The organism is Curtobacterium sp. MCSS17_005 (assembly GCF_003234225.2).
Classification (GTDB): domain Bacteria; phylum Actinomycetota; class Actinomycetes; order Actinomycetales; family Microbacteriaceae; genus Curtobacterium; species Curtobacterium flaccumfaciens.
The window spans coordinates 636,435-660,236 of sequence record NZ_CP126258.1 but is presented as its reverse complement, the minus strand read 5'-3'; the positions used below and the strand labels follow the sequence as shown (position 1 = coordinate 660,236).

The 23,802-nt window shown below is 70.7% G+C and carries 21 protein-coding genes; 8 read left to right on the top strand and 13 right to left on the bottom strand.

Annotation, left to right across the window (positions count from 1 at the left end):
* The first annotated feature begins 3 nt into the window (after window positions 1-3).
* Together purL and DEJ20_RS03285 are read left to right on the top strand one after the other, a co-directional pair.
* On the top strand, window positions 4-2,385 hold the full coding sequence (gene purL, locus DEJ20_RS03290; protein WP_258377120.1) for a phosphoribosylformylglycinamidine synthase subunit PurL: 2,382 nt from the start codon (window positions 4-6) through the stop codon (window positions 2,383-2,385).
* 13 nt (window positions 2,386-2,398) lie between these two features.
* Window positions 2,399-3,319, top strand: a complete 921-nt coding sequence (locus DEJ20_RS03285; RefSeq protein ID WP_111234910.1) for a 2-hydroxyacid dehydrogenase — start codon at window positions 2,399-2,401, stop codon at window positions 3,317-3,319.
* 16 nt (window positions 3,320-3,335) lie between these two features.
* On the opposite strand, the gene DEJ20_RS03280 is transcribed toward DEJ20_RS03285, so the two are convergent.
* On the bottom strand, window positions 3,336-4,424 hold the full coding sequence (locus tag DEJ20_RS03280) for a lactonase family protein (protein WP_111234909.1): 1,089 nt from the start codon (window positions 4,422-4,424) through the stop codon (window positions 3,336-3,338).
* A complete protein-coding gene (locus DEJ20_RS03275) occupies window positions 4,421-4,744 on the bottom strand; it encodes a chorismate mutase (protein WP_111234908.1) in 324 nt (107 codons plus the stop codon). Before DEJ20_RS03275 ends, DEJ20_RS03280 begins: the two co-directional genes overlap by 4 nt.
* 60 nt (window positions 4,745-4,804) lie before the next feature.
* Here DEJ20_RS03275 and DEJ20_RS03270 point away from each other — a divergent pair, with 60 nt between their 5' ends.
* Window positions 4,805-5,209 carry a DUF1304 domain-containing protein gene (locus DEJ20_RS03270; RefSeq protein WP_110858826.1) on the top strand — a complete coding sequence of 135 codons (405 nt, stop codon included), beginning with the start codon at window positions 4,805-4,807 and terminating at the stop codon, window positions 5,207-5,209.
* Between the two features lie 126 nt (window positions 5,210-5,335).
* Here DEJ20_RS03270 and DEJ20_RS03265 read toward each other — a convergent pair whose 3' ends face one another.
* The gene (locus tag DEJ20_RS03265) at window positions 5,336-6,343 is read right to left on the bottom strand and encodes an iron-siderophore ABC transporter substrate-binding protein (protein ID WP_258377119.1); all 1,008 of its coding nucleotides are present in this window, start codon (window positions 6,341-6,343) and stop codon (window positions 5,336-5,338) included.
* Window positions 6,344-6,401: 58 nt separating this feature from the next.
* Here DEJ20_RS03265 and DEJ20_RS03260 point away from each other — a divergent pair, with 58 nt between their 5' ends.
* The gene (locus DEJ20_RS03260) at window positions 6,402-7,268 is read left to right on the top strand and encodes a shikimate dehydrogenase family protein (protein WP_181431496.1); all 867 of its coding nucleotides are present in this window, start codon (window positions 6,402-6,404) and stop codon (window positions 7,266-7,268) included.
* A gap of 26 nt (window positions 7,269-7,294) precedes the next feature.
* Here DEJ20_RS03260 and DEJ20_RS03255 read toward each other — a convergent pair whose 3' ends face one another.
* Genes DEJ20_RS03255 through DEJ20_RS03245 form a run of 3 tightly spaced genes read right to left on the bottom strand, consistent with a single transcriptional unit; the run spans window position 7,295 to window position 9,105 of the window.
* A complete protein-coding gene (locus DEJ20_RS03255; RefSeq protein WP_111234905.1) occupies window positions 7,295-8,248 on the bottom strand; it encodes an SDR family NAD(P)-dependent oxidoreductase in 954 nt (317 codons plus the stop codon).
* Window positions 8,249-8,282: 34 nt separating this feature from the next.
* Window positions 8,283-8,669, bottom strand: coding sequence for a YchJ family protein (locus DEJ20_RS03250; protein WP_027465017.1), 387 nt, complete (start codon window positions 8,667-8,669; stop codon window positions 8,283-8,285).
* A 10-nt stretch (window positions 8,670-8,679) separates the two neighbouring features.
* Entirely contained in the window at window positions 8,680-9,105 is a 426-nt protein-coding gene (locus DEJ20_RS03245) for an organic hydroperoxide resistance protein (protein ID WP_071404380.1), read from the bottom strand.
* Between the two features lie 259 nt (window positions 9,106-9,364).
* On the opposite strand from DEJ20_RS03245, the gene DEJ20_RS03240 reads away from it, so the two are divergent.
* From DEJ20_RS03240 to DEJ20_RS03230, 3 genes are read left to right on the top strand one after another with little or no spacing between them, the layout of a single operon-like run.
* The gene (locus tag DEJ20_RS03240; RefSeq protein ID WP_111234904.1) at window positions 9,365-10,051 is read left to right on the top strand and encodes a hypothetical protein; all 687 of its coding nucleotides are present in this window, start codon (window positions 9,365-9,367) and stop codon (window positions 10,049-10,051) included.
* Between the two features lie 3 nt (window positions 10,052-10,054).
* Window positions 10,055-10,684 (top strand): hypothetical protein, encoded by a 630-nt coding sequence (locus tag DEJ20_RS03235; RefSeq protein WP_111234903.1) that lies wholly within the window; start codon window positions 10,055-10,057, stop codon window positions 10,682-10,684.
* Window positions 10,685-10,736: 52 nt separating this feature from the next.
* Window positions 10,737-11,468, top strand: coding sequence for an SOS response-associated peptidase (locus DEJ20_RS03230; RefSeq protein ID WP_111234902.1), 732 nt, complete (start codon window positions 10,737-10,739; stop codon window positions 11,466-11,468).
* 86 nt (window positions 11,469-11,554) lie between these two features.
* Here the strand turns inward: DEJ20_RS03230 and DEJ20_RS03225 are convergent, their stop codons facing one another.
* The 3 genes from DEJ20_RS03225 to DEJ20_RS03215 form a co-directional block, all read right to left on the bottom strand.
* Window positions 11,555-17,173, bottom strand: coding sequence for a beta strand repeat-containing protein (locus DEJ20_RS03225; RefSeq protein WP_146245388.1), 5,619 nt, complete (start codon window positions 17,171-17,173; stop codon window positions 11,555-11,557).
* Window positions 17,174-17,454: 281 nt separating this feature from the next.
* Window positions 17,455-17,784: a hypothetical protein gene (locus DEJ20_RS03220; RefSeq protein WP_258377118.1), complete on the bottom strand. Its 330-nt coding sequence runs from the start codon at window positions 17,782-17,784 to the stop codon at window positions 17,455-17,457.
* Window positions 17,785-17,885: 101 nt separating this feature from the next.
* Window positions 17,886-18,215 (bottom strand): hypothetical protein, encoded by a 330-nt coding sequence (locus DEJ20_RS03215; RefSeq protein ID WP_071248415.1) that lies wholly within the window; start codon window positions 18,213-18,215, stop codon window positions 17,886-17,888.
* Window positions 18,216-18,474: 259 nt separating this feature from the next.
* Between DEJ20_RS03215 and DEJ20_RS03210 the strand changes: the two genes are divergently transcribed.
* On the top strand, window positions 18,475-18,939 hold the full coding sequence (locus tag DEJ20_RS03210) for a VanZ family protein (protein WP_111234899.1): 465 nt from the start codon (window positions 18,475-18,477) through the stop codon (window positions 18,937-18,939).
* A 69-nt stretch (window positions 18,940-19,008) separates the two neighbouring features.
* Here the strand turns inward: DEJ20_RS03210 and DEJ20_RS03205 are convergent, their stop codons facing one another.
* The 4 genes from DEJ20_RS03205 to gmd all read right to left on the bottom strand — a co-directional run bounded on the left by DEJ20_RS03205 (window position 19,009) and on the right by gmd (window position 23,801).
* A complete protein-coding gene (locus tag DEJ20_RS03205; protein ID WP_111234898.1) occupies window positions 19,009-19,566 on the bottom strand; it encodes a hypothetical protein in 558 nt (185 codons plus the stop codon).
* 379 nt (window positions 19,567-19,945) lie between these two features.
* Window positions 19,946-21,766: a DUF4012 domain-containing protein gene (locus tag DEJ20_RS03200; RefSeq protein WP_111234897.1), complete on the bottom strand. Its 1,821-nt coding sequence runs from the start codon at window positions 21,764-21,766 to the stop codon at window positions 19,946-19,948.
* Window positions 21,767-21,801: 35 nt separating this feature from the next.
* The gene (locus tag DEJ20_RS03195) at window positions 21,802-22,773 is read right to left on the bottom strand and encodes a GDP-L-fucose synthase family protein (RefSeq protein ID WP_111234896.1); all 972 of its coding nucleotides are present in this window, start codon (window positions 22,771-22,773) and stop codon (window positions 21,802-21,804) included.
* Window positions 22,773-23,801, bottom strand: a complete 1,029-nt coding sequence (gene gmd, locus DEJ20_RS03190) for a GDP-mannose 4,6-dehydratase (RefSeq protein WP_111053820.1) — start codon at window positions 23,799-23,801, stop codon at window positions 22,773-22,775. Before gmd ends, DEJ20_RS03195 begins: the two co-directional genes overlap by 1 nt.
* Window position 23,802 lies beyond the last annotated feature (1 nt).

Genomic DNA, 23,802 nt, shown 5'->3' with positions numbered 1-23,802 from the left:
ACCGTGACGACCTCCGTTCGCCCGAAGCCCGACACCGTGCAGGACGCGGCAGCCACCCCCGACAAGGAGCAGCCGTACGACGCGCTGGGCCTGAAGCCGGACGAGTACGCCCGCATCAAGGAGATCCTCGGCCGCCGCCCCACCTCGGGTGAGCTGGCGATGTACTCGGTGATGTGGAGCGAGCACTGCTCCTACAAGTCCTCGAAGAACTACCTCCGTCAGTTCGGCAAGAAGGTCACGCCGGAGATGACGAAGAACCTGATGGTCGGCATGGGCGAGAACGCCGGTGTCGTCGACGTCGGCAACGGCTGGGCGGTGACCTTCAAGGTCGAGTCGCACAACCACCCGTCCTACGTCGAGCCGTACCAGGGCGCGGCCACCGGTGTCGGCGGCATCGTCCGCGACATCATCTCGATGGGCGCCCGCCCCGTCGCCGTGATGGACCAGCTCCGCTTCGGCGCGATCGACCACGAGGACACCGCACGCGTCGTGCACGGCGTCGTCGGTGGCATCTCGTTCTACGGCAACTGCCTCGGCCTGCCGAACATCGGTGGCGAGACCTACTTCGACCCGGTGTACCAGGGCAACCCGCTGGTCAACGCCCTCGCGGTCGGCGTGCTCCGCCACGAGGACCTGCACCTGGCGAACGCCTCCGGTGCCGGCAACAAGGTGGTCCTGTTCGGTGCCCGCACCGGTGGCGACGGCATCGGCGGCGCGTCGATCCTGGCGTCCGACACCTTCACCGAGGGCGGCCCGACCAAGCGTCCGGCCGTGCAGGTCGGCGACCCCTTCGCCGAGAAGGTCCTGATCGAGTGCTGCCTCGAGCTGTTCCAGAAGGACCTGGTCGAGGGCATCCAGGACCTCGGCGCCGCGGGCATCTCCTGCGCCACCTCGGAGCTCGCGAGCAACGGTGACGGCGGCATGCACATCTCGCTCGACGACGTCCTGCTCCGCGACCCCACGCTCACCGCCGAAGAGATCCTGATGTCGGAGAGCCAGGAGCGCATGATGGCGGTCGTCCGCCCCGACAAGCTCGACGAGTTCCTGGCCGTCGTCGGCAAGTGGGAGGTCGAGACCAGCGTGCTGGGCGAGGTCACCGGCACCGGCCGACTCGTCATCGACTGGCAGGGCCAGGAGATCGTGAACGTCGACCCGCGCACCGTCGCCGTCGACGGCCCGGTCTACGACCGCCCGGTCGCCTACCCGACCTGGATCGACGCGCTGCAGGCCGACACCGCCGCCTCGCTCGACCGCCCGGCCGACGGCCCCGCGCTGAAGGCACAGTTCCTCAGCCTGCTCGGTTCGCCGAACCTGGCGTCGAAGAACTGGGTCACGAACCAGTACGACACCTACGTGCTCGGCAACACCGCGCTGTCCTTCCCCGACGACGGCGGCATGATCCGTGTCGACGAGGAAACCGGGCTCGGCGTCGCGATCGCCACCGACGCGAACGGCCGGTACTGCCAGCTCGACCCGAAGCAGGGTGCACGCCTGGCCCTGGCCGAGGCGTACCGCAACGTCGCCGTCACCGGTGCCGTCCCCGCCGCCGTCACCGACTGCCTGAACTTCGGCTCCCCCGAGAACCCCGAGGTCATGTGGCAGTTCTCCGAGGCGGTCGAGGGCCTGGCCGACGGCTGCATGGAACTCGGCATCCCGGTCACCGGCGGCAACGTGTCGTTCTACAACCAGACCGGCTCGACCCCCATCCACCCGACGCCCGTCGTCGGCGTGCTCGGCATCATCGACGACGTCGCCAAGCGCGTGCCGTCGGGGTGGCAGGACGACGGCCACAACATCTACCTGCTCGGCACCACGAGCCTCGAGCTCGACGGCTCCGCGTGGGCCGGCACCGTGCACGGGCACCTGGGCGGGCGTCCGCCGGCGGTGGACCTCGAGCGCGAGAAGGCCCTCGCCGAGCTGCTGTACGCGGCGTCCGGCGAGCAGCTGCTCACCAGCGCGCACGACCTGGCGGACGGCGGTCTCGGCCAGTCGCTCGCCGAGTCCGTGCTCCGCTTCGGCATCGGCGCCCGCGTGGTCCTCGACGAGCTCGAGGCCCGCGACGGCATCGACACCGCGACGGCGCTGTTCTCCGAGTCGACCGGTCGCGTCATCGTGACCGTCCGCCGTGAGGACGACGTGCGGTTCCAGGGCATGTGCGACGGCCGGGGCTTCCCGGTGCTGCGCATCGGCGTGACCGACGCGACGTCGAGCACGCTCGAGGTCCAAGGCGCGTTCGAGGCCACGGTCGACGAGCTGCGCGGCACCCACGCCGCGACGCTGCCGGCCCGCTTCGGCGACGTGATCGTCGAGGACGTCACCGAGGGGTACGTCGGCCGCGGGCCGCTCGACTCCGACGGCGCCTTCTCGCCGCGCACCGACGCCTAGGCCCGGGTCGCGGATGCCGATCGTCACCCTGCCCTTCGCCGAGCTCGTCGACCGGTTCGGCCCCGTGCCGGACGGCATCGAGCTGGACGTCTGGGACGTCGAGTCGCCGTACGGTCGCCCGGATGACGTCGCGATCACGTTCCTGCCGTTCTACTTCGGGGGGCGGCACCGCTGGCAGTTCGTGCACGACCTGCCCGAGCTCCAGCTGCTGCAGCTGCCGAGCGCCGGGTACGAGCACGCCGTCCCGCACGTGCCCGGTCACGCGCAGCTGGCGAACGGTCGCGGCATCCACGACGACGAGACCGCCGAGCTCGCCGTCGGCCTCGCGCTGACGTCGCTCCGTGAGATCTCGGCGTTCCAGGTCGACCGTGCCAACGGCGTCTGGGACTCCCGCGAGACCCGATCGCTCGCCGACCGCCGGGTGACCGTCGTCGGCTACGGGGCGATCGGGTCCGCGATCGCCACCCGGTTCGAGGCGTTCCGCACCGAGGTGACCGTGGTCGCCCGGACCGCTCGCGAGCAGGACGGTCGGCACGTGCACGCGTTCGGTGAGCTGCCCGATCTGACTCCGACGACCGACGTCCTCGTGCTCATCGCGCCGCTCACCACCGAGACCGAACGCCTGGTCGACGCGGAGCTGCTCGCGGCGCTGCCGGACGGCGCTCTCGTGGTGAACGTGGCGCGCGGCAAGGTCGTCGACACCGACGCCCTGGTCGCCGAGCTGCGGTCGGAACGGCTGTTCGCGGCCCTCGACGTCACCGACCCGGAACCCCTGCCCGCCGGTCACCCGCTCTGGACGACGCCGAACACCGTGCTCACCCCGCACGTCGGCGGCAACACCGACCTGAGCGTGCCGCGGTCGATCGAGCTGATGCGCAAGCAGGTCGCCGCGCTGGCCGAGGGTCGCCCGTTCGAGAACCTGATCGAGTTCTAGCTGGCCGATCCCGACGTCAGAGCGGGACGACGCAGGTCGGGGTGCCGACCGGGATCTGCGCGACGGCTTCGCCGGGCATGCCCTCGGCGTCGAGCGGCAGCACGGCGACGGCGTCGGACTTCTGGTTCGCCACCAGGACGAACCCGGGCACCCGCGCGAAGTGCCGCGGCCAGACCCCACCGCAGGGCACCGACCCGACGACGGCGAGCCCGCCGTCACGCGCGTCGAGCACCACGAGCAGGTCCCGCCCGCGTACGGCCACGTACGCGCGGCCGGCCTCGTCGACCTCGATGTGGCTGAGCAGCGACTCCCCCACGGCACCGTCGAACGTGGGCACGGCGGCGATCGTCACGAACGACCCGGAGTCGTCGCGGCGCAGGCGGTGCACACGCCCGTCGAGTTCACCGGCGACGAGCAGGTCACCGTCGACCCAGGCCATGTGCCTCGGCCCGGCGCCGGCTGCCACGTGGTGCAAGCGGAGCGCCTCGATGGTGGGGATCCCGTCAGCCGACACCGTGACGCGGAACTCGTGCAGGGCGTCGCCGCCGAGGTCGGCGACGAGCACCGTGCCGTCCGGAGTGGCGATCGACTGGTGGGCGTGCGGGGCGTCCTGGCGGTCTTCGTCGGGACCGGTGGCGTCGGGCAGCACGGCGACCGCGACGGCCTCGGCCGGCACCGAACGCTGGTCGGCGTCCCCGTGCAGCACCACGCCGTCGCTGGCGGTCACCGAGGCGGCGTGTGACTCGGCCGGGGCGAGGGAGATCGCCGTGACCGTGCCGGAGACGTAGTTCGTGACGACGAGCGCATCCGAGGGGTCGACCCGCACGTGACACGGGGCGTCCCCACCGGCGGGGGCGTCCCACAGGTGCTCGAGTGCGCCGCCCTGCAGCCGGAAGGCCGACACGGTGCCGTCGTTCGTCTCGGAGACCGCGTAGACCCGGTCAGCCGAGACCGCCAGGAACGAGGGGTCGTCGAGCACTGCGACGGTCCGGGGCGCCGGAACGGCTCCGACCGGTCCGGCGTCGACCAGCGAGATGCCCGTGGCGTTCCCGCCGCCGGTCGCCGTGTACGACCCGATGAGCAGCGACGGCAGCTCGGCGCTCATTCGTCCCGGCCCGCGATGCGCTCGTGGTGGTGGATGACCTCGGCGACGATGAAGTTGAGGAACTTCTCGGCGAAGGCGGGATCGAGGTGGGAGTCGGCGGCGAGCGACCGGAGCCGTGCGACCTGGATCCGTTCGCGCTCCGGATCGGCGGCCGGCATGCCCGACTCGGCCTTCAGGTGCCCCACGCGCTGCGTGTACTTGAAGCGTTCCGCGAGCATGTGGATCACGGCGGCGTCGATGTTGTCGATGCTCTGCCGGATGCTCCGCAGTTCGGCGACGGCGCTCGCGTCGGCCTCGGGCGGGGTGACGTCGTCGTTCATGGTCCGAGCCTACTGGCGGACGTGCAGCGGAACCCGGCCCGCTGCTGCGAGAATGTGCACATGTCGGTCCTGCTGGTGATCTCGGGTGTCTGTGCGGTCCTCGCGGGCCTCGTCCACGTGTACATCTTCTTCCTCGAATCGATCATCTGGACCAGTCCGCAGGCACGCCGGATCTTCGGCATCGCTTCCGAGACGGAAGCCGTGGCGACCCGCTCGCTCGCCTTCAACCAGGGCTTCTACAACCTGTTCCTGGCGATCGGGGCGATCCTCGGCGTCGTGCTCGTGCTCGCCGGCAACACCGTGAGCGGCTGGACCCTCGTGGTGTTCTCGACCGCGAGCATGCTCGGTGCCGCGGTGATCCTGCTCGGCACGGGTCGCAAGTACGTCAACTCCGCCTTCAAGCAGGGCACGCTCCCCCTGATCGCGCTGCTCTTCGCGCTGCTCGGCTCCACCGTCGGCGTCTAGCTCAGGGATCCTCCCCCGAACTGCGAAAGCGACAGGGTGCCACCGGACATCGGTGGCACCCTGTCGCTTTCGCGGTACTGACCAGCAATGCTGACCAGCGGAACCGGCCAGCAGCGACGACCAGCTCTAGCCGAGCTTCTCCTCGAACTGCGCCGGCAGCTTGTCGAGCGCCCACTCGATCGCAGCCGTGGTGCCCATCGAGAACGCGGACGACACGTCCTTGTCGTCGAAGACGATCGCGTGCCCGGCCTCGACCGACGGCACCTTCTGGAACAGCTTGTTCGACGACGCCTCTGATGCGTCGACGTAGATCGGCAGGATCAGCGTCAGGTCGGCGTCGAGCAGGTCGAGGTTCTCGTCGGACAGGTGCACGGAGAACTCCTTGCCGGCCTGCTCGTCGATGGCCTTCGGGATCTCGAAGCCCAGGTTGCGCATGAAGGTCGAACGGCTGTCCGTGGAGGCGTACGCCCCGAAGCCCTCCGAGCTGTAGGCACCGACGACGGCCGTCTTGCCCTCGAAGTCCGGGTGCGCCTTGCGTGCGGTGGCGTAGGCGTCGTCGAGGCCGGAGAGCAGCTTCTTGCCCTCGGACTCCTTGCCGAGCGCCTTCGCGATCATGGTCGTCTGCTGCTCGGTGGACGCGAGGTAGTTCTCGCCACCCTTCGGGATCGCGACGGTCGGCGCGATCGCGGACAGCTTGTCGTACCGCTCCTTGTCACCCGAGGACTTCACGTCGAGGATGACGTCGGGGTTGAGCTTGAGGATGTCCTCGTAGCTCGGCTCGAGCGTCTGGATGATCTTCGGGGACTCGTCGTACGCACCCTTGAGCCACGGACCGACACCGTCGCCGCCGAAGGCGAGCCAGTCGCTCGCACCGACCGGCTGCACACCGAGCTCGAGGGCGGTCTCGGCGTCGCCCCACCCGAGCGCGACGACGCGCTTCGGTGCCGACTCGATGGTGGTGGTGCCGAGGCCGGTCGTGATCGAGACCGGGAACGCGGCGTCGGACGACCCCGATGACGCCGAGTCGGTCGAGGAGCCGGAGCCGGACGCGCAGCCGGCGAGGACGAGGGACGCAGCGACGACGGCGCCGGCTGCGGCGAGCACGCGTCGGAGACGCAAGGGAGAACGGTTCACGAAGGGTAGCCTAACCTAACGGGGTGCTCAGGAACACGGCTGGCTAGGCTGGGTGACCGTGGCGTTCACCGATCCAGGCCGCACGCACCTCGCGGTGCTCGGCTCCCCCATCGCGCACTCGCTCTCGCCCACGCTCCACGCTGCGGCCTACGACGCGCTCGACCTGCCCTTCACGTACGGGAGGCACGAGGTCGCGTCCGGCGAGCTCGCCGCGTTCGTCGCGGGGCTGGGTCCGGAATGGCGTGGGCTGAGTCTCACGATGCCGCTCAAGCGCGAGGTGCTGCCGCTGCTCGACCGCACCACACCGCTCGTCGACGAGCTCGGGGTCGCCAACACGGTCGCGTTCCGCCACGAGGGCTCCACGATAGTCCGAGCCGGCGCGAACACCGACGTGCAGGGGCTCGTCCGCCCCGTCGAGGCGCTCGGACACCTGCCCGGCGAGGCCACGATCCTGGGCGGCGGAGCCACCGCGGCGAGCGCCCTGACGGCTGCCGTGCGGCTCGGGGCGTCGCTCGTCCGGGTGTTCGTCCGTGACACCGCGAAGACGCGTGCGCTGGTCGACCTGGCCGTCCGGCTCGGTGTGACGCTCGAGGTGCACCCCCTGACCGAACTCGCCGGCACCGACCACGGGTTCGTCCTCTCGACCCTGCCGGGCGGTGCCGCCGACCCGCTTGAGTTCCGTCCGTCGGGGCCGGACGCCGTCCTGTTCGACGTCGCCTACGAACCGTGGCCCACCGCGGTCGCCAGCCGCTGGACCGACGCCGGGGGCCGCGTGCTGAACGGCCTTGACATGCTCACCGAGCAGGCGATCGGGCAGATCCGGTTCTTCCTGACCGGTGACGAGGACGAGCTGCTCCCCGACGAGGCCGGGGTCCGCCGAGCGATGCGCACCGCGGTCGACCTGCCCGCCGTCATCGGCAGCTAGCCGACGACGACACTGGCGCCCCGCGGTCAGCCGCGGGACCGCGCCTCGGCGTCGAGCAGCGCGACGGAGACGTCCCACAGCCGATCGGCCTGGTCCGGATCGAGGGCCCAGGGCAGCACGCCGTGCAGGCCGTCCTCGATCCGCTCCACCACCGCCGCTTCGTGGCAGTCCTCGAAGTACCGGCCCGTGACCCCGTCGAGTTCCGGTGCGGTGGCGAGCAGGACCGAGGTCGCGGCTCCCTGCTCCGGGGACTTCACGGCATCGGCCGCGGCGATCTTCGTGGCGGCCAGCACCTCCGGGTCCCAGTGCTTCTGCAGCCCGGTCCAGATCCCGCCGGGCATGAGGGCGTTCGCGGTGATGCCGTCGGCGGCCCACCGCCGGCTGGCAGCGACGGCGAACAGCACGTTGGCGGTCTTCGACTGCCCGTAGGCGAGTCCGGGCTCGTAGCGACGCCGGCGGAAGAACAGGTCGTCGAACACGACGGGCGAACCACCGTGGCCGCTCGACGACACCGAGACGATCCGTGCCGAACCCGAGGCGGCCAGGGAGTCGTGCAGCCCGAGCGCGAGGGCGAAGTGCCCGAGGTGGTTGGTCGCGAAGTGTGACTCCCACCCGGCGGACGTGTACGACTCGGGCGCGTCCATGATGCCCGCGTTGGCGACGAGCACGTCGAGCGGCCCCGACCACGCTGCAGTGAAGGCCTCGACGGAAGCCGGCCGGTCCAGGTGCAGCTCCACGACGGCCGGTGCTTCCGTCCCGGTCGTCCGGGCGATGTCGTCCGCCACCCGTAGGCCGGCATCGACGTCCCGCACCGCGAGCGTCACGCGCGCCCCGGCTCCGGCGAGTGCTCGGGAGGTCTCCACGCCGATGCCGGACGCCGCACCGGTGACGATCGCCGTGCGCCCCGTCAGGTCGAGGCCGTCGACGACCTCGGCGGCCGTGGTCCGGTCGCCGAAGCGGGTGAGGTCGCGTTCGGGCATGTGGGCTCCTGTCAGCTGGCGTGGTGCGCAGTCATCAGGCCACCACGCCGTCCACGTAGAACCATCGTCCCTGCTCGCGGACGAAGTCGCTCGTCTCCTCGAGCGTGCCGCGCTCGTCGTCGGAACGCCACCACGCGCGGAACGTGACGGTGCCGTGGGAGTCGAACGGGCCTCCCGAGGTGGTCGCCAGCACGTCCAACCGGGTCCAGCGCTGGGTCGGGTCCAACTCGAGACCCGCCGGACGGGTGCGCGGGTGCCAGGTGAGCAGCAGGTACTCCGGCAGGCCCAGCGCGAAGGCGCTGAAGCGGGAGCGCATGAGCCGTTCCGCGGTCGGTGCGACGGCCCCGGCGTGCAGGGGGCCGCAGCACTCGCCGTAGGGGTTGCCGCTCAGGCAGGGGCAGCGCGTCGTGTCGGTGACCACCGGCCGAACGCTAGTCGACGATGGACAGCGTGACCGTGATGTTGCCGCGGGTGGCGTTCGAGTACGGGCAGATCTCGTGTGCACGCTCGGCCAGTCGCTGGCGCTGCTCCTGCGGGGCGTTCGGGGCGTAGACGTCGAGCTCCACGGCGAGGCCGAAGGCGCCGTCGCCGGTGCCGCCGATGCCGACCTCGGCGGAGACCTCGGCGCCGGTGGTGTCGACCTCGAGCTCCTTGCCGGCGGCGTGCAGGGCGCCGAGGAAGCACGCGGCGTACCCGGCGGCGAAGAGCTGCTCGGGGTTCGTGCCCTCGCCGCTGCCGCCCATCTCCTTCGGAGGGCGGGTGTCGAGGTCGAGCCGGTCGTCCTCGCTGCGGACGTGCCCGTCGCGGCCGCCTCCGGTGGCGTGGGCAGCGGCGGTGTAGACGATGTCGAGACTCATGGTCCGAGGTCACCGTGCTCGCCTGGACGAACCCTGAGCGGGAGCACCACGTCGCGGGTGCGGCGGCTCCGGGCGCAGGGCGCTCGGGCGTGTCCGGGTGGGGGCGGCGCGGGCCGGCGCGCGGTGCGGGTGCGAGCGCGTCGCTTGGTGAGCAGAAGATGTCGGGTCCCCCACCCGCACCCGACATCTTCTGCTCACGAACGCGAGCACGAACGCGACCGCCCGAGCGCCCAGCACCCCCGCCGAGTAGACATGATGAGTGTTCAAGATCGGGTGGCAGGTGTTCCGGGAGCGGTTCCCCGCGCTCATCGGGCCGCAGTACCGCCGTCGCGTCGTGGTCGTCGCCGCCGTCGTCGCGCTGGTCGCGTTCATCGGACTGCAGTGCCTCGCGCTGCTCGTCGACGACGGTTCGGTCCCCCTCGCGGTGTGGCTGGTCGCATCGGCACTGTTCGCGGCCGCGGTCGGCGGGTTCGGTTCGTGCTTCGTCCCGATCGGCCCGAAGGGGTGGGCGGTCCCGCCGATCCCCGGCATCGGCTGGCGCACACAGGAGGCCGTCGCCCGGTACTACCGCCGCGATCCGCCTCCGGTCGACCCGAGACACCGCGACGCCGTCCTCGACCGCATGCCCGAGACCCGCGACCTGATCGTCCGCGGCGCGTTCCGGGGCTTCCTGCTGCTCGGCAGCTGGGCCCTGGCACTCGTCGCGACCGTGGTGGTCAACGTCGCCACCGTGCCGGCCGGCGACGGGCTCGTCGGGCTGTCCGCCTTCTGGTTCGTCGTGCCCCTGAGCGGCGCCGTCACCGCGATCGGAGGACTGCGCACCCTCGGCCGCCAGGAGCAGCTCCGCGTCGAGGCCGAAGCGCTCCCGCCGGTTCCCCCGCCCCTGCCGCCCCGCGGCCGTCCCGGCGCACGGAGCGGCAGCAAGCTCGCCCTGCCGGAGGAGTGACCCGTGTTCACGCTCGGCTGGCAGGTCTTCCGTCGGCACGTCACGGACGTGCTGGATCCGGCACGTGTCCGTCGCGCTGCCCTGTGGTCCGGCATCGCGGCGGTCGTCGCGCTGGTCGGCATGGCCGTCCTGGAGGCCCGGGTCGACTGGACGGGGACCACTCCGGTCCGCAGCGTGGTCGCGATGGTGCTGCTGGCGCTCGGCGTCGGACTGCTCACCTTCGCGTGCATCCCGACGTGGCGGCCGCCGGACCCCTCGACGACGATCAACGGTCGGCAGGTGCGGCCCTCGTGGCAGCTCGCCGCGCGGGGCGCCACGCAGCTGTACGTGCAGCGTCGTCCGGTGCCGGTCCTGCCGGAGCACCGCGACATCGTCCGCACCGACACGGTCCTGCTGCGGCGGGGGCTGATCGGCATGCTCGCCCGCGTCGCACCGTTGCTCGGTTCGGGGCTCGTCGCCGTCCTCGGGGCGTTCGTCCTCGGGCCGGCCAGCTGGTTCCACGTGCTCTTGATCGCGGTGTACACGATCGGACTGTCGGAGTACGTCGTCCACCTCGGCCGCTCCGAACGAGCCCGCCTGGCCGCCGAGTCCCTCGAGCCCGCACCCGAGACGCCCGCACGCCCCACTTCGTGAACAGGACACCCCGACGCGCACCACTGTCGGCGGCGACGGGCACACTGGGCGCATGTGTGGAAGGTTCGTCGTCTCCGACACCACGGCCGATCTGTTGCCCGAGCTCATGGGCGAGCTCGCCGCCCGGACCGAGCACGTCGACGAGGACACCGGCGAGGTGCACCCTGGCCTCGCCCCGAGCTGGAACGTCGCGCCGACCGACCCCGTGTACGCCGTCCGCCAGCGGCACGGTGAACGGGAGCTGCCGCAGATCAGCTGGGGCTTCGTGCCGAGCTGGGCGAAGGACTTCCAGAAGCAGCGCCCGAAGCCGATCAACGCCCGCATCGAGACGGTCGCGACGAGCGGCATGTTCAAGCGCGCCTTCGCCACGAACCGCTGCATCGTCCCGGCGCAGGGGTACTACGAGTGGGTGGTGCGCGAGGACGGCAAGGAACCCCACTTCGTGCACGAACCCGGCGGCGCCCTGGCGATGGCCGGCGTCGTGAGCGCCTGGCCCGACCCCACGAAGCCCGAGGGCGACCCGGACAAGTGGCGGCTGTCGCTCGCGATCATCACCCGTGACGCCCACGTCGCCCCGGGCGAGGTCCACGACCGCATGCCGGCGTTCCTGACGCCCGACGGCTACGACGACTGGCTCGGCGGCGACCTCCAGTCAGACGACCTGCTGGCCCTGCTCGACCACGAGTCGCTGGCGGTGGCCGCGGGCCTTGCGCAGTACGAGGTCTCCCGCACGGTGAACAGCGTGCGGAACGACGGACCGCAGCTCATCGCGCCCGTCGCGTAGGCGGTCGCGCCCCGCGCGCGGACAGGAGGCCCGGATCACCGCAGCGGGTCTGCTGCGGTGATCCGGGCCTCCAGTCCGGTGCCCTGTTACGGACGTGCGGTGCGGCGGATGCCCGGCGCGACGCGGACCGCGATCCGCCGTCGGGTCACCAGGAGCACGCCCGCCAGCATGAGCGCGAGTGCCGCGAGCCCGAGGCCGACCAGTCCGGTCACGCCCGTGAAGGCGAGCTCCGTGCCGTGCACGATCGCGGCGAGCCCGGTCGGGAACGTGACCGTGACGGTCGCGGTGACCGTCTGTCCCGCGCTGTCGGTGACCGCGTAACCGACGAAGGAGGTTCCGGTGAAGCCGTCCTGCGGGGTGAAGACGACCCGGCCGTCGCGGATGGTCCACGTGCCCTGGTCGGCGACGACCACGCGGTCGGTCGGCGTGTCGGACTCGGGGCGGAGCAGGTGCAGCGTGCCCGACTCGAACGTGGCGCCGCCGGTGGCGGAGTCGTTGTCGAGCGGATCCACGACGACCCGGTGTCCGACGATCCCGGTGGCGGAGTCGTCGGTGGCGACCGCCGCGGCGACCACGGTCATGGTCGCGGTGGCGGTGGCCGTCTGCCCCGAGGCGTCCGTCACCGTGTAGGTGAAGGTGTCCTTGCCGGTGAAGCCGGCGGCCGGGGTGTAGACGTACGCGCCGTTCCGCTGGATCGTCACGGTGCCGTGGGCGGGCTTCCGGGCCGGGGCGGCGGTGAGGCCGGTGCCCTGGTCGTCGGCGAGCAGGCCGTGGCGCGCGTCACGGGTGACGGGCGTGCCGGACACGGTGTGCCCGGAGTCGTCCGCAGCGGCGATGCCGACCGTGATCGTGACGGTGGCGTCGACCTGCTGCTCCATCGAGTCCTGCGCACGGTAGGTGACGGTGTCGGTGCCCGAGAAGCCCTTCGCCGGGGTGTAGACGAACGTGCCGTCGGCGGCGATGGAGGCCTTGCCGTGGCGGGCCTGACCCACCGCGACGACCGTCAGGGCGTCACCGTGGTCGTTGCCGAGCACGCCGTGGCCGGCGACCCGGACCGTCTTGCCGGCCGTGGTCGTGGCCTTGTCGTCCGTTGCGGCCGGGGCGACGTCGATGACGACGCGCGCGAACGCCGCGGTGCCGTCGGCGTCGTTGGCCGAGTAGGTGAACCAGTCACGTCCGGACCAGTTCGCCGTGGGCGTGTAGACGTACGAGCCGTCCTTCTCGAGCGACAGCGTGCCGTTGGTCGGCTCCGTCTCGATGGCGGCCCAGAGCCCACGACCCGAGTCGCCGACCAGCACGCCCTCGTCGGCGGACATGCGCATGCTGCGGTTCGTCGACATGGTGTGCCAGTGGTCGACCGCGGCGACGCCGACGACGACCGTGACCGTCGCGGTCGAGGTCCGTCCGGCGCCGTCGGTCACCGTGTACTCGAACGTGTCCGCGCCGGAGAACCCCTTGGCCGGGGTGTAGACGAGCGAGCCGGGCTCGGTGCCCTCGGTCACGGTGCCGTGCTCGGCGCGGCCGTGCGCAGTGACGGTGAGGCCGGCGCCACGGTCGTTGCCGGTCAGGGTCGCGCCGCTGATCGGGAGCGCGGTGTTCGCCGCGGTGCGCAGCGCGTCGGCGACCGCGGTCGGCGTGACGGTCACGGTGACGGTCGCCGTCGCGGTGCCGCCGGTCGGGTCGGTCACCGTGTAGGTGAACGTGTCCGTGCCGGAGAACCCGTCGGCGGGCGTGTACGTGACCGAGCTGGCAGCGGTCGCACCGCCGCCGGTTCCGCCGGTCGTCGTGCTGCCGGTGATCGTCGCGGTGCCGTGGCCGGGCTTCGACACCGCGGTGACGGCGAGCTTCGTGCCCGAGTCGTTGCCGGTGACGGCGACGTCGACCGGGGTCGCGGCGCTCGTCGTCGCGGTGTCCGCGGCGGCCTTCGGGGCGACGACGATCGTCACGGTGCCCGTGGTCGTCCCGCCGGAGCCGTCGGTGACCGTGTAGTCGAACCCGTCCGGGCCGGAGTAGCCCGGCTCGGGCTTGTACGTGTACGAACCGTCCTCGTCGACCGTGACCTCACCGTGCGAGGGCTTCGTGTGGTCGGTGACCGTCAGGTCGGTGCCCTTCGCACCGTCGAGCAGGCCGGTGCCGGCCGGCACGGTGGTGGTGGCATCGGCCTCGGCCGAGGTCGACCCGCCGCCGGCGACCGGGGTGACGGTGACCGTCACGGTGCCGGTGTTCGTGGCGCCCGACGGGTCCGTCACCGTGTAGGTGACGGTGTCCGTGCCGGAGAAGCCGTCCTTCGGCGTGTACGTGATCGTGCCGTCGTCGTTGCGGGTCGCGGTGCCGTTCTTCCCGTCGGTGACGGACACGACGGTCAGGCCGGCGCCGTGGTCGTTGCCCGTCAGGGCGCCGGAGGTGACCGTGGTGCTGCCGCCCGCCGCGACGGTGACGGTGTCCGGCTCCGTGCCGGGGCGGACCGTGACCGTCACGGTGCCGGTGGTGGTGCGGCCGGCGGGGTCCGTCGCCGTGTAGGTGAAGGTGTCCGTCCCCGAGAAGCCGTCCTTCGGCGTGTACGTGTACGAGCCGTTCGCCGCGAGCTCGACCGTGCCATGTGCGGGCTGCTGGTCGACGGCCGCGGTCAGGCTGGTGCCCCGGTCGTTCGCGAGCACGCCGTCGCCCTTCGCGACGGTCAGCGTCGAGCCGGCCGTGGCGGTGGCGGTGTCGGCCGTGGCGCGGGGGCCGACGACGACCGTGACCGTGCCGGTGGTGGAGCGGCCCGCGGTGTCGGTCACCGTGTAGGTGAAGGTGTCCGTGCCCGAGAAGCCGTCGGCCGGGGTGTAGACGACGCGGCCGGTGGCACGGTCGAGGGTGACGGTGCCGCGGGCGGCGCCGGTCTCGACGGTGCCGGTGCCGGTGCCGTTGCCGTTGCCGTTGCCGTTGACGGCCCCGCCTGCGGTCACGTCGGTCACGGTCAGCCCCGTGCCCCGGTCGTTGCCGGTCAGGGTGGAGGCGTCGATGGTCAGCGCCTCGTCGGCCCGGGTCGACACCGTGTCGGCCGTCGCGACGGGTCGCACGGTGATCGTGACGGTCGCCGCGCCGGTGGTGACTCCGCTGCCGTCGGTCACCGTGTAGGTGAACGAATCGGTGCCGGACGCGCCGGCGGTCGGCGTGTACTCGACCGAGCCGTCCGCTGCGACGACGGCCGTGCCGTGGGACGGACCGGTGACGATCGTGGTCTCGAGGTCCGAACCGCGGTCGTTGGTCTGCACGTCGATGGTCACCGGGGTGCCGGCGTCCGTCGATGCGGTGTCGGCGCCGATGGTCGGGTTGACGGTGATGGTGACGGTCGCGGTGCTCGGCGAGCCGGAGCCGTCGACGGCCGTGTACGTGAACGCGTCGGGGCCGGAGTACCCCTCGGTCGGCGTGTACGTGAACGTGCCGGTGGCCTTGTCGAGCGTCAGCGCACCGTGCGCGGGGGACGTGTTCGACGCCACCGTGAGCCCGGTGCCGGAGTCGTTGCCGAGCACGCCGGTCGCGCGGGTACCGGCGGTGGCCGTGCCGCCCGCGGCGACCTTGACGGTGTCGTCCTGTGCGGCGGGGGCGACATGCACGGTGACCGTGACGGTGTCGGTCCCGCCGCTGCCGTCGGTCACGGTGTACGTGAAGGAGTCGGTGCCCGAGAACCCGGCGGCGGGCGTGTACGAGTACGAACCGTCCGGTCGCACCGTCGCCGAACCGTGCGCGGGGGTGCTGTTGCCCGTGACCGTCAGGCCGGTGCCGAGGTCGTTCGTGAGCACGTTGCCGGTCGTCGACGACCCGGACGTCGCGGTGACCGCATCGGCCGTGGCGGTGGGCAGCACGGTGAGCCGGACCGTCGCGGTGACGGTCGCGCCGGAGCCGTCCTTCGCGGTGTACGTGAACGAGTCCGGGCCGGAGTACCCCTTGTCGGCGCCGTAGGAGAACGACCCGTCGGGGCCGATCTTCACCAGTCCGTGCGACGGCTGACCGTGGCCGGTGAGGGTCAGGTCCGACCCGCGGTCGTTCGTCAGGACGCCGTCCGCGGCGTTCACCTTGAGCACGGTGCCCGCGTGCACGCTGTAGGCGTCGTCGGAGCCCTTCGGTGCGACGGTGACGGTCACGGTGCTGGTCGAGGTCTGGCCCGACGAGTCCTTCGCCGTGTACTGGAACGTGTCCGAGCCGGAGAACCCACCGGCAGGGGTGTACGTGTACGAGCCGTCGGCGGCGACCGTTGCGGTGCCGTGCGCCGGCGTGGTGTTCGAGACCACGGACAGGCCGGTCCCCTGGTCGTTCGCGAGCACACCCGAGGCAGCCGGCACCGACAGTGCCGTGCCGGTGGGGGTCGTGGCGGTGTCGCTGCTGGTGGTGACGTGCGTGGCCTTCAGCGTGTTGGTGAAGGTGACCAGGACGTCCGTGCCGTCCGCGGTGGTGGCTGCCGGGAACGTGAAGGTCCCCGTGGTGCCGGTGCCGCTGGCGACGGTCGTGCCCGTCGTCTGGTCGACCGCCTTCCACGTGGTGTCGTAGTTCGCCAGGTCGGTCGTGCCCGCGGCCGTCTGCTTGACCGTGTAGTCCTTGTTCGGCGTCGTCAGGACGGCGCCGGCCTTCTGCGCCTGCACACCGGTGGCGGAACCGGTCGTGGTGCCGGAGACGCCCGCGGTCGCCGGGTCGATGCCGCCCCCGCTGATGGCCAGGGAGAACTGGTCGCCGCTGCTCCAGCGCTGGTCGACGCTCGCCGCACCCGTGACTGTGTCGGCGTAGTTGCAGCTCGCCAGGTCACTCGCGGCGTAGTTGCCGACGATGGGGAAGCTGCGGACCTCCTTGCCCGAGGTCGGGTCGAGCTGGTAGATCGTGGTCGTCGCGACGCTGTTGGTCGTCACCGTGTTCGAGACGTAGAGGTAGCCGTCCGACGAGAACGCGATGCCCGGGCTGTTCGTGCTCGCCGGCAGGGTCGCGATCTCGGTGGTGCTCATCGCCGTGGTGCCCGCGGTCGCCGGCACCTGCTCGACGTTGACGCGGTAGACCTTGTTCGCCGCGACGACGAAGAACAGGCCGCGCGAGCTGAACGCGAAGTCACCGTTGGCGTTCGCGGTGTCCGCGGCGTTGCGCTTCGTGAGCCCGTCGATCTGACCGACCTGGCCGAGGTACTTGCCCGTCGACGGGTCGTACGCACCGAGCCACCCGGTGTTGTCGCCGTAGTAGTAGATCCCCGTCACCGGGTTGACCGCGCCCCGGATGACGGGGCGCGTCTTGTCCGTCACGACCGGGTCCGACGCGACACCGGTCTTCGGGTCGAACTGCCGCAGGGTCGCGGTCTGGTTGTTCGACGCCGCGAACATCGAGACGCCCTCACGCGAGATGCCGAGGCCGTTGTTGGCGCCGGTGCCGAGGTTCGTGACGTCGGCGGTCGTGCCCCGCGAGGCCCCCGTGCTGATGTCGACCGCGACGACCTTGCCCGTGCCATCGATCGCGTACAGCGTCTCCTGCGGGGTGCAGACCATGGCGCCGTCCTTCGTGGCGCTGACGGCCGAGGCGGGCGCGGCCGCGACGACCGCCGATGTGGCGGTCAGCCCGGTGCCCACCAGGAGTGCGGCTCCGAGGACGGCGACGGCGCGCAGGCCGGGTCGGCGGGTGGCACGGGTGCCGGCAGGACGGTCGGGACCGTCGGTGGGCACAGCGGTGCCCGGGTTCGTACGCTGCATGATCACTTTCGGGTCGAGACGATGCGGGCACCGAGACCGACCGGAGGATCAGGGAGAACGGTCGTTGGCGCCAGGTTGATCCTGGCAGTTCCTCGTGTTCCGATGGGGACAATCGGGGTCCCCAATAGGGGGGACCACTCGTTCAGGGGGCACGCCGTGGCCCCGTACTCCACGGCCGCCCCCGGGTCCACGGTGCGGTCCGATCGCGCCCCGGCCACATGGAAGAACCCCCGCCGGCAGGCCGGCGGGGGTTCGAGGATCAGCGAGCGATCAGCAGCGCATCAAGCGGTCGGACGGATGACGTCCGGCAGCAGCACGTGCAGGCGCTCGGACAGGCGCGCCTTCGCCTCGTCGAGCGAGCGGAAGTCCCCGACGTACTCACCGAAGGTGTCGGCGACGAAGAAGTGGGTGCCCTGACGGTCGACGGTGCCGCCGTAGTAGCCGCCGTAGTTCGCGACCCACAGGCCCGTGTCGGCCTGGGCCCACGAGATGCGGACGGGGGCTGCCTGCACGGGAGCCACGACCTGGGCCTCGATCTCGGCGATGACCTCGATCGTCTGGGTGTCCAGGGTCACCTCGGCCTGCTGGCGGTGGGCGACGGTCGTGCTCATGGTGTTGCTCCTTCGTGCTGTGCTGCGTTCTGGGTGGTGCCGGTGGTTCCGGGTGGTGCGAGCGTCGCTGTCGACGCCGGTGGAGCTGGTGTCCGCTGTCGTCACTCGACCGGCCGGATGACCGGCGGGAGCATGACGTGCAGCTGGTCCTCGAGCTTGGTCTGCGCCTCTTCGAGGGAGGAGAACTCGCCCACGACGAGCCCGAAGGTGTCGGAGGCCACGTAACGGTCGTCGCGCTTGTCGACGCTGCCGCCGAAGTACCCGCCGTAACCGGCGATCCACTCGCCCTGGTCCTCCTGCACCCAGGTGACCTTGGCGCGCTTGGGACGGGACGAGAGCGCTGCATCGGCCTCGAGGATCGCGATGGTGTCCACGGTGTCGGTGTCGAGGGTGACCTCGGCCTGCGTCGCGTTGTTCACGGTGATGCTCATGTCGCTCTCCTTCACGATCCGGGGTACATCTGCTGACACCAGAACGCTACGAGAAGTGCCGAGGGGATCGCCAGCCAGGCCCGTCGATTCACGGGTTTCGTCAATGCCGCCCATCGGACAGCCCCGGATTTCCGGGCAGGTGCGTCGCACTTCCGGGGTACAGCGCCAGGATCGGGGTACTCGTTTTCCGGATCGCCGCGATCGGGGGACGAGATGGTTCGGACACCTGCCTGGAGGCGCGACTCGCTAGCGTCGGCACGTGACCTCCGACAAGCCCCGCGTCGACGACCGCGCCCCGGCCACCTGGCGCAGCCGTCGGTTCGCGACGGGGCTGGCGGTCGCCTACGGCGTCGCTCTGGCGCTCGTCGGGTTCTGGGGCTCCCCCGTCGACGCCGCAGGAGGCCCGTGGCTCAACCGTGTCCTCGCAGCCGCCCACCGCCACGGACTGCCGGAGCGCATCGACTACGCCGCCGTTGAGTCACTGGCGAACGTGGTCTTCTTCGTGCCGCTCGGACTGCTCGTGGTGCTGCTCGCCGGTGCGCGGTGGTGGTGGGCTGCCATCGCCGCGGGGCTCGTCATCAGCGCGTGCATCGAGACCGGTCAGGCGCTGTTCCTGCCCGCCCGCACCGCGACCGTCGACGACGTCGTCGCCAACGGCGTGGGGGCACTCCTGGGGGCCGTGGTGGGTGTGCTGCTGCTCAGCCGTGCGGCTCGGCGTCGCTGAGGACGATCTCCAGACACGAAGAAGCCCCCGGAGCAGATGCTCCGGGGGCTTCGTTCAGTGTGTCGAGACTCAGACGGACTCGCGCTGGCGGCGGACCGAGCCGCGGACCAGCAGGAGGCCACCACCGAGGACGACTGCGCCGCCGGCGACCCAGAGGGCCAGGGCGGAGACGGTCGAACCCGTGAAGGCCAGCGTGCCGTCGGTGCCGGTGCCCGCGCCAGCGGCGGGGACAGCAGCAGCGTCAGCCGGGGCGACGGTGAAGGCCGCGAAGCCGACGACGCCCGAGGTGGCGCCGGTGGCGGTCAGGTTGTAGGTGCCCGAGGCGCCCTGGGGGAACGTGACGTTGACGTCGAGCGAACCATCCGAAGCGGCCGTGTAGGTCTTCGAGACGGTCGTGGTCGGCAGCGCGCCGAGCGTGACCGCACCGGCACCGGTGACCTGGACGTTGACGGTCTCGTTGTCCTGGAACGCGCCCTCGGTGAAGTTCACCGAAGCGGTGCCACCGGCGACGGCGGTGCCGGAGACGGAGACGTCGGAGTCAGGCGTGTAACCGGCGGCGTTGGCGACGGCCGGCGTGGCGAGCAGTGCGGCGCCAGCCAGCACCACCGCTGCGATGAGCTTCTTCATGAATGGTTCCCCTAAAGATCTGATGATCCAGACCCTGACACCCAGAGCCCGCTGTTCGCCGGTGGTTGGCCCCTGCCACAGAAATGGCGGTTGTTATGGCGAAGTTGTCTCAATCTAGCGGAGTTTCACAGCTTGGTACCAGATCACGTGGATTTTCGTCATTGGTCGACATCTGTTCATCCGCGTCACCCCCGGGTCGCACGGCCTCACCATCGGTCGATCGAGGCCCCAGACGCCAGAAACCCCAGATGAGGGGCCCTCATGGTGGCAATTCGTACACGCTGTGCGTCAGATCAAGGGCCTTTGGACCCGGTCAGGCTGGCCTCCTGCCCCTCGGAGTGGGGGCCACATTCCGGTTCGCTTTGCGGAGGTTTCGAGGTCAGCCAGCGGCAAGCGGCTGCTCACAGTCGAACGTGAGCGGCTTCGTCTCGGTCTGGCGGACACCAGGGGTCGAGGTCGCCTGCACGGGGGACTTCGCGTACTTCGCGTCCCCGAGGAACGCGACGCGGTACGTCAGGCTCTCTCCCGGTGCGAGCAGCGTTTGCAGCTGGGCCACGGGGTGCCCACCGTCGGTCGCCGTCTGCACGGCCGTCGTCTTGCCGTCCTTCGTGGCGCCGAGGAAGATCGCGTCCGCGGGTGCGTACGCGGCGAGCAGGGTCTTGATCTTGCCGGGCTCCACTCCGAAGTCACCGCCCCCGGTGACGTAGCGCGGCAGGCTCGTCGCTGCATCGGCCGGTGCCGTGTTCTTGATGGTGATCTGGACGACGGACGTCGGACGCCCGTCCTTCCGGCACACCGAGCTGCCGACGGACACGCTCTTCTCGAGGTAGTAGTCCATCTTCGCGCCGGTGCCGTCGTTCAGGTAGACGGCGAACTGGCTCGAGTCGGCGGTCGCCGTCGGTAGCTCGCCGGCGACCGGTGTCCCATTGATGCGGCGCTGCTCGGCCTTCTCCGCGCTCCAGAGCCGCAAGCGGCCCTCATCAGCGCTCTGGGTCAGCGCAGACACGAAGGCCTTTGTGTCGAATCCGCCCGACGCGACCTTGTCGAAGACCGCGCTCGCGGCGGACGCGAAGAACGCGTCCTGCACCACCGGATCGGGGTACTTCGCGTACACATCACTCAGCAGCAGCTGGACCGCGTTGTCGGCGGTCAAGGTGTCACCGGTCGGCAGTGTCACGGGCCCGGTCGCCCTGAGCAGGTAGCTCAGCGTCACGGGGTCGATCGCGAGCACGCCGTCGACCTGCTGCCCGAAACGCTGCTTCCACATCTCCCGAGCGAGCTTCGCCGACACGTCGAAGCGCGGCGTGAGCGTGACGTCCTGCATGTACTCGCCGGTGATCTCTCCGTAGAGCCCACGCGTGTCGGCGGTGAGCGGCAGTACCGGTTTGTCGTACGGCCCGAAGGAGGACCCAGACGCTTGGCTCCCCAGGTTGATGGCACCGTCCTTCACCTGCAAGAGCGCCACCGCGCCGGGTATGCCCCCGCCCGCGCGCAACTCGGCGTTGTTCTGGAACATCATTAGGTAGTTCCGGTCTCCGTCGTGACCGAGCATGGCCGGCGCGAGCTGCACGATGCGGTTCGCTGCGACCACCTGCTCGGACGCTGACGACAGGGCGTTCCGCAGCTGTCCCACGGCGGTGGTGACCGGCGACAGCGTCCCACGGGTGTCGATCCGTGCCGCATCGCTGCGCGCCCGCTCGATGGTCTTCGTGGCCATGGCGACCGCCGGCTGCGCGTCCTCGATCGGTTGCAGGTCGATCCTGCCGTTCTTCGGCGCGAACGAGTCCGACCCGAGCTTCCCGAGGGCCCCCGCGACCGGACTGACGGCGTCGCTGGCGACGTCGTCGACGATCACCGAGACGTCCCGGACGGCCCGCAGGTTGGTCCCGAAGAAGGGCACGGACTGCGCCGCACCCCAGACGGGGTCACCGGTCAGCGATCGCGCCGACGCTGCTTCGTCCTCGAGGTGGCGCGCCGTCTTCTGGGCGGCGGCGGTGTCACCGTCGGCCAGCTGGGATCGGAGCGTGTCGACGTCCCCGACGGCCCGCTCCAGGTGCCCCTTGGCGAGCATGCCGCGGACACCGACCCACGCGACGGCGAGGATCAGCAGCAGGACAAGGGCGAGGACGACCCACAGGACGATCCGGGCCCTGGACCCCCGGCGTACTGCAGTGCGTCGCGACTCGGGCGCGTCGGACATGAGGCGATCCTACGGTTCCGCGCGTCCGACACACGTCACTGACGGACCGAATCCGCATGTTCGCGGTACCAGTCGATTGTGCTGCGGAGCCCGTCCTCGAGGCCGATCTGCGCGGTCCAACCAGCGTCCGCCAGCTTCGACACGTCGAGCAGCTTCTGCGGGGTGCCGTCCGGCTTGGTGGTGTCCCAGACCGTCTCGCCCTCGAACCCGACGATCTTCCCGATCGTCTCCGCGATCTCCTTGATCGTGACGTCCGATCCGGTACCGACGTTGACCTGGTCAGGACCGTCGTAGTGCTCCATCAGGTGGAACACCGCTGCCGCCATGTCGTCGACGTGCAGGAACTCGCGACGGGGAGACCCGGTCCCCCAGTTCTCCACCGTCGACGCACCGCTGCGAGCGGCTTCGTCGTACCGGCGGATGAGTGCCGGCAGGACGTGGGAGCCGGTCGGCGAGAAGTTGTCACCCGGGCCGTAGAGATTGGTCGGCATGGCCGAGATCCACGGACGGCCGAACTGCCGACGGACGGCCTGCACCTGCAGGATGCCGGCGATCTTGGCGATGGCGTACGCGTCGTTCGTCGGTTCGAGATGCCCCGTGAGCAGCGCGTCCTCGTGGATCGGCTGCTCGGCCATCTTCGGGTAGATGCAGGACGAGCCAAGGAACACGAGACGTTCGACACCGTGCTCGACCGCGGCATCCATCACGTTGACCTGGATCTGCAGGTTCTCGCTCAGGAAGTCGTGCGGATAGGTGTTGTTCGCCATGATCCCGCCGACCTTGGCAGCGGCGAGCACGACGTGCTTCGGCTGCTGGTCCGCGAAGAAGGCGAAGACTGCGCCGCGGTCCTTCAGGTCGAGCTCGGACGAGGTGCGCCCGACCACGTCGGTGAAGCCCTCCGACTCGAGCTTGCGCCAGACGGCCGAGCCCACCAGGCCACGATGTCCCGCCACGTAGACACGATCAGCCCGGTCGATCGGACCGGCGGTGAAGTCGGTCGTGGCCATCAGGAACCCCAGCTCTCGAGTCGGACGGTGTCGATCCACGGGCGGCCCTCGTGTTCGAGCGCCGAGATGTCGGCGTCGACCATGATCCGCGCCAGTTCGGCGGTGTCGACGGTCGCCTCCCAACCGAGCTTCTCCTTTGCCTTTGAGGCATCGCCGACGAGGGCGTCGACCTCGCTCGGTCGCAGGTACCGCTCGTCGAACCGCACGTGGTCTTCCCAGTTCAGCCCGGCGTGCGAGAACGCCGTGGTCAGGAAGTCTTTGACCGTGAAGTCACCACCGGTCGCCAGCACGAAGTCGTCCGGCTCGTCGACCTGCAGCATCCGCCACATGCCCTCGACGTACTCGGCTGCATAGCCCCAGTCGCGCACGGAGTCGAGGTTGCCGAGGTACACGTGGTCCTCGAGGCCGGCCTTGATCCGTGCGACCGCCCGGGTGATCTTCCGGGTGACGAACGTCTCACCGCGACGGGGAGACTCGTGGTTGAACAGGATGCCGTTCACCGCGAACATGCCGTAGGCCTCGCGGTAGTTCCGGGTCACCCAGTAGCTGTAGACCTTTGCGGCGCCGTACGGGGAACGCGGCCAGAACGGCGTCTCTTCGTTCTGCGGCGGCGGGGTGGCCCCGAACATCTCCGAGGAGGACGCCTGGTAGAAGCGCGTGTGGATGCCGGACACCCGGACCGCCTCGAGCATGCGCATCGTGCCCACACCCGTCACGTCTCCGGTGTGCTCCGGCTCGTCGAACGACACCCGCACGTGCGACTGCGCAGCGAGGTTGTAGACCTCGTCGGGCTTCAGCTCGCTGAGGAGGCTGACGAGCCGCGCGCCGTCGCCGAGGTCTCCGTAGTGCAGGAACAGCTTGGCATCGGGGTTGTGCGGGTCCACGTACAGGTGGTCGATCCGCGAGGTGTTGAACGTGGACGCACGACGGATGAGTCCGTGCACCTCGTACCCCTTCCGGAGCAGCAGCTCGGCCAGGTACGAGCCGTCCTGTCCAGTGATCCCGGTGATCAAGGCCTTCTTGGGCAAC

Excerpts from the sequence above, each read along its gene's own strand:
- DEJ20_RS03255 (WP_111234905.1), bottom strand. The coding sequence starts at position 8,248 with ATGCCCGAACGCGACCTCACCCGCTTCGGCGACCGGACCACGGCCGCC.
- DEJ20_RS03245 (WP_071404380.1), bottom strand. The coding sequence starts at position 9,105 with ATGAGTCTCGACATCGTCTACACCGCCGCTGCCCACGCCACCGGAGGC.
- DEJ20_RS03205 (WP_111234898.1), bottom strand. The coding sequence starts at position 19,566 with ATGAAGAAGCTCATCGCAGCGGTGGTGCTGGCTGGCGCCGCACTGCTC.
- DEJ20_RS03200 (WP_111234897.1), bottom strand. The coding sequence starts at position 21,766 with ATGTCCGACGCGCCCGAGTCGCGACGCACTGCAGTACGCCGGGGGTCC.
- DEJ20_RS03270 (WP_110858826.1), top strand. The coding sequence starts at position 4,805 with ATGTCGGTCCTGCTGGTGATCTCGGGTGTCTGTGCGGTCCTCGCGGGC.
- DEJ20_RS03285 (WP_111234910.1), top strand. The coding sequence starts at position 2,399 with ATGCCGATCGTCACCCTGCCCTTCGCCGAGCTCGTCGACCGGTTCGGC.
- DEJ20_RS03195 (WP_111234896.1), bottom strand. The coding sequence starts at position 22,773 with ATGGCCACGACCGACTTCACCGCCGGTCCGATCGACCGGGCTGATCGT.
- DEJ20_RS03275 (WP_111234908.1), bottom strand. The coding sequence starts at position 4,744 with ATGAACGACGACGTCACCCCGCCCGAGGCCGACGCGAGCGCCGTCGCC.
- DEJ20_RS03225 (WP_146245388.1), bottom strand. The coding sequence starts at position 17,173 with ATGCAGCGTACGAACCCGGGCACCGCTGTGCCCACCGACGGTCCCGAC.
- DEJ20_RS03230 (WP_111234902.1), top strand. The coding sequence starts at position 10,737 with ATGTGTGGAAGGTTCGTCGTCTCCGACACCACGGCCGATCTGTTGCCC.
- DEJ20_RS03280 (WP_111234909.1), bottom strand. The coding sequence starts at position 4,424 with ATGAGCGCCGAGCTGCCGTCGCTGCTCATCGGGTCGTACACGGCGACC.
- DEJ20_RS03220 (WP_258377118.1), bottom strand. The coding sequence starts at position 17,784 with ATGAGCACGACCGTCGCCCACCGCCAGCAGGCCGAGGTGACCCTGGAC.
- DEJ20_RS03215 (WP_071248415.1), bottom strand. The coding sequence starts at position 18,215 with ATGAGCATCACCGTGAACAACGCGACGCAGGCCGAGGTCACCCTCGAC.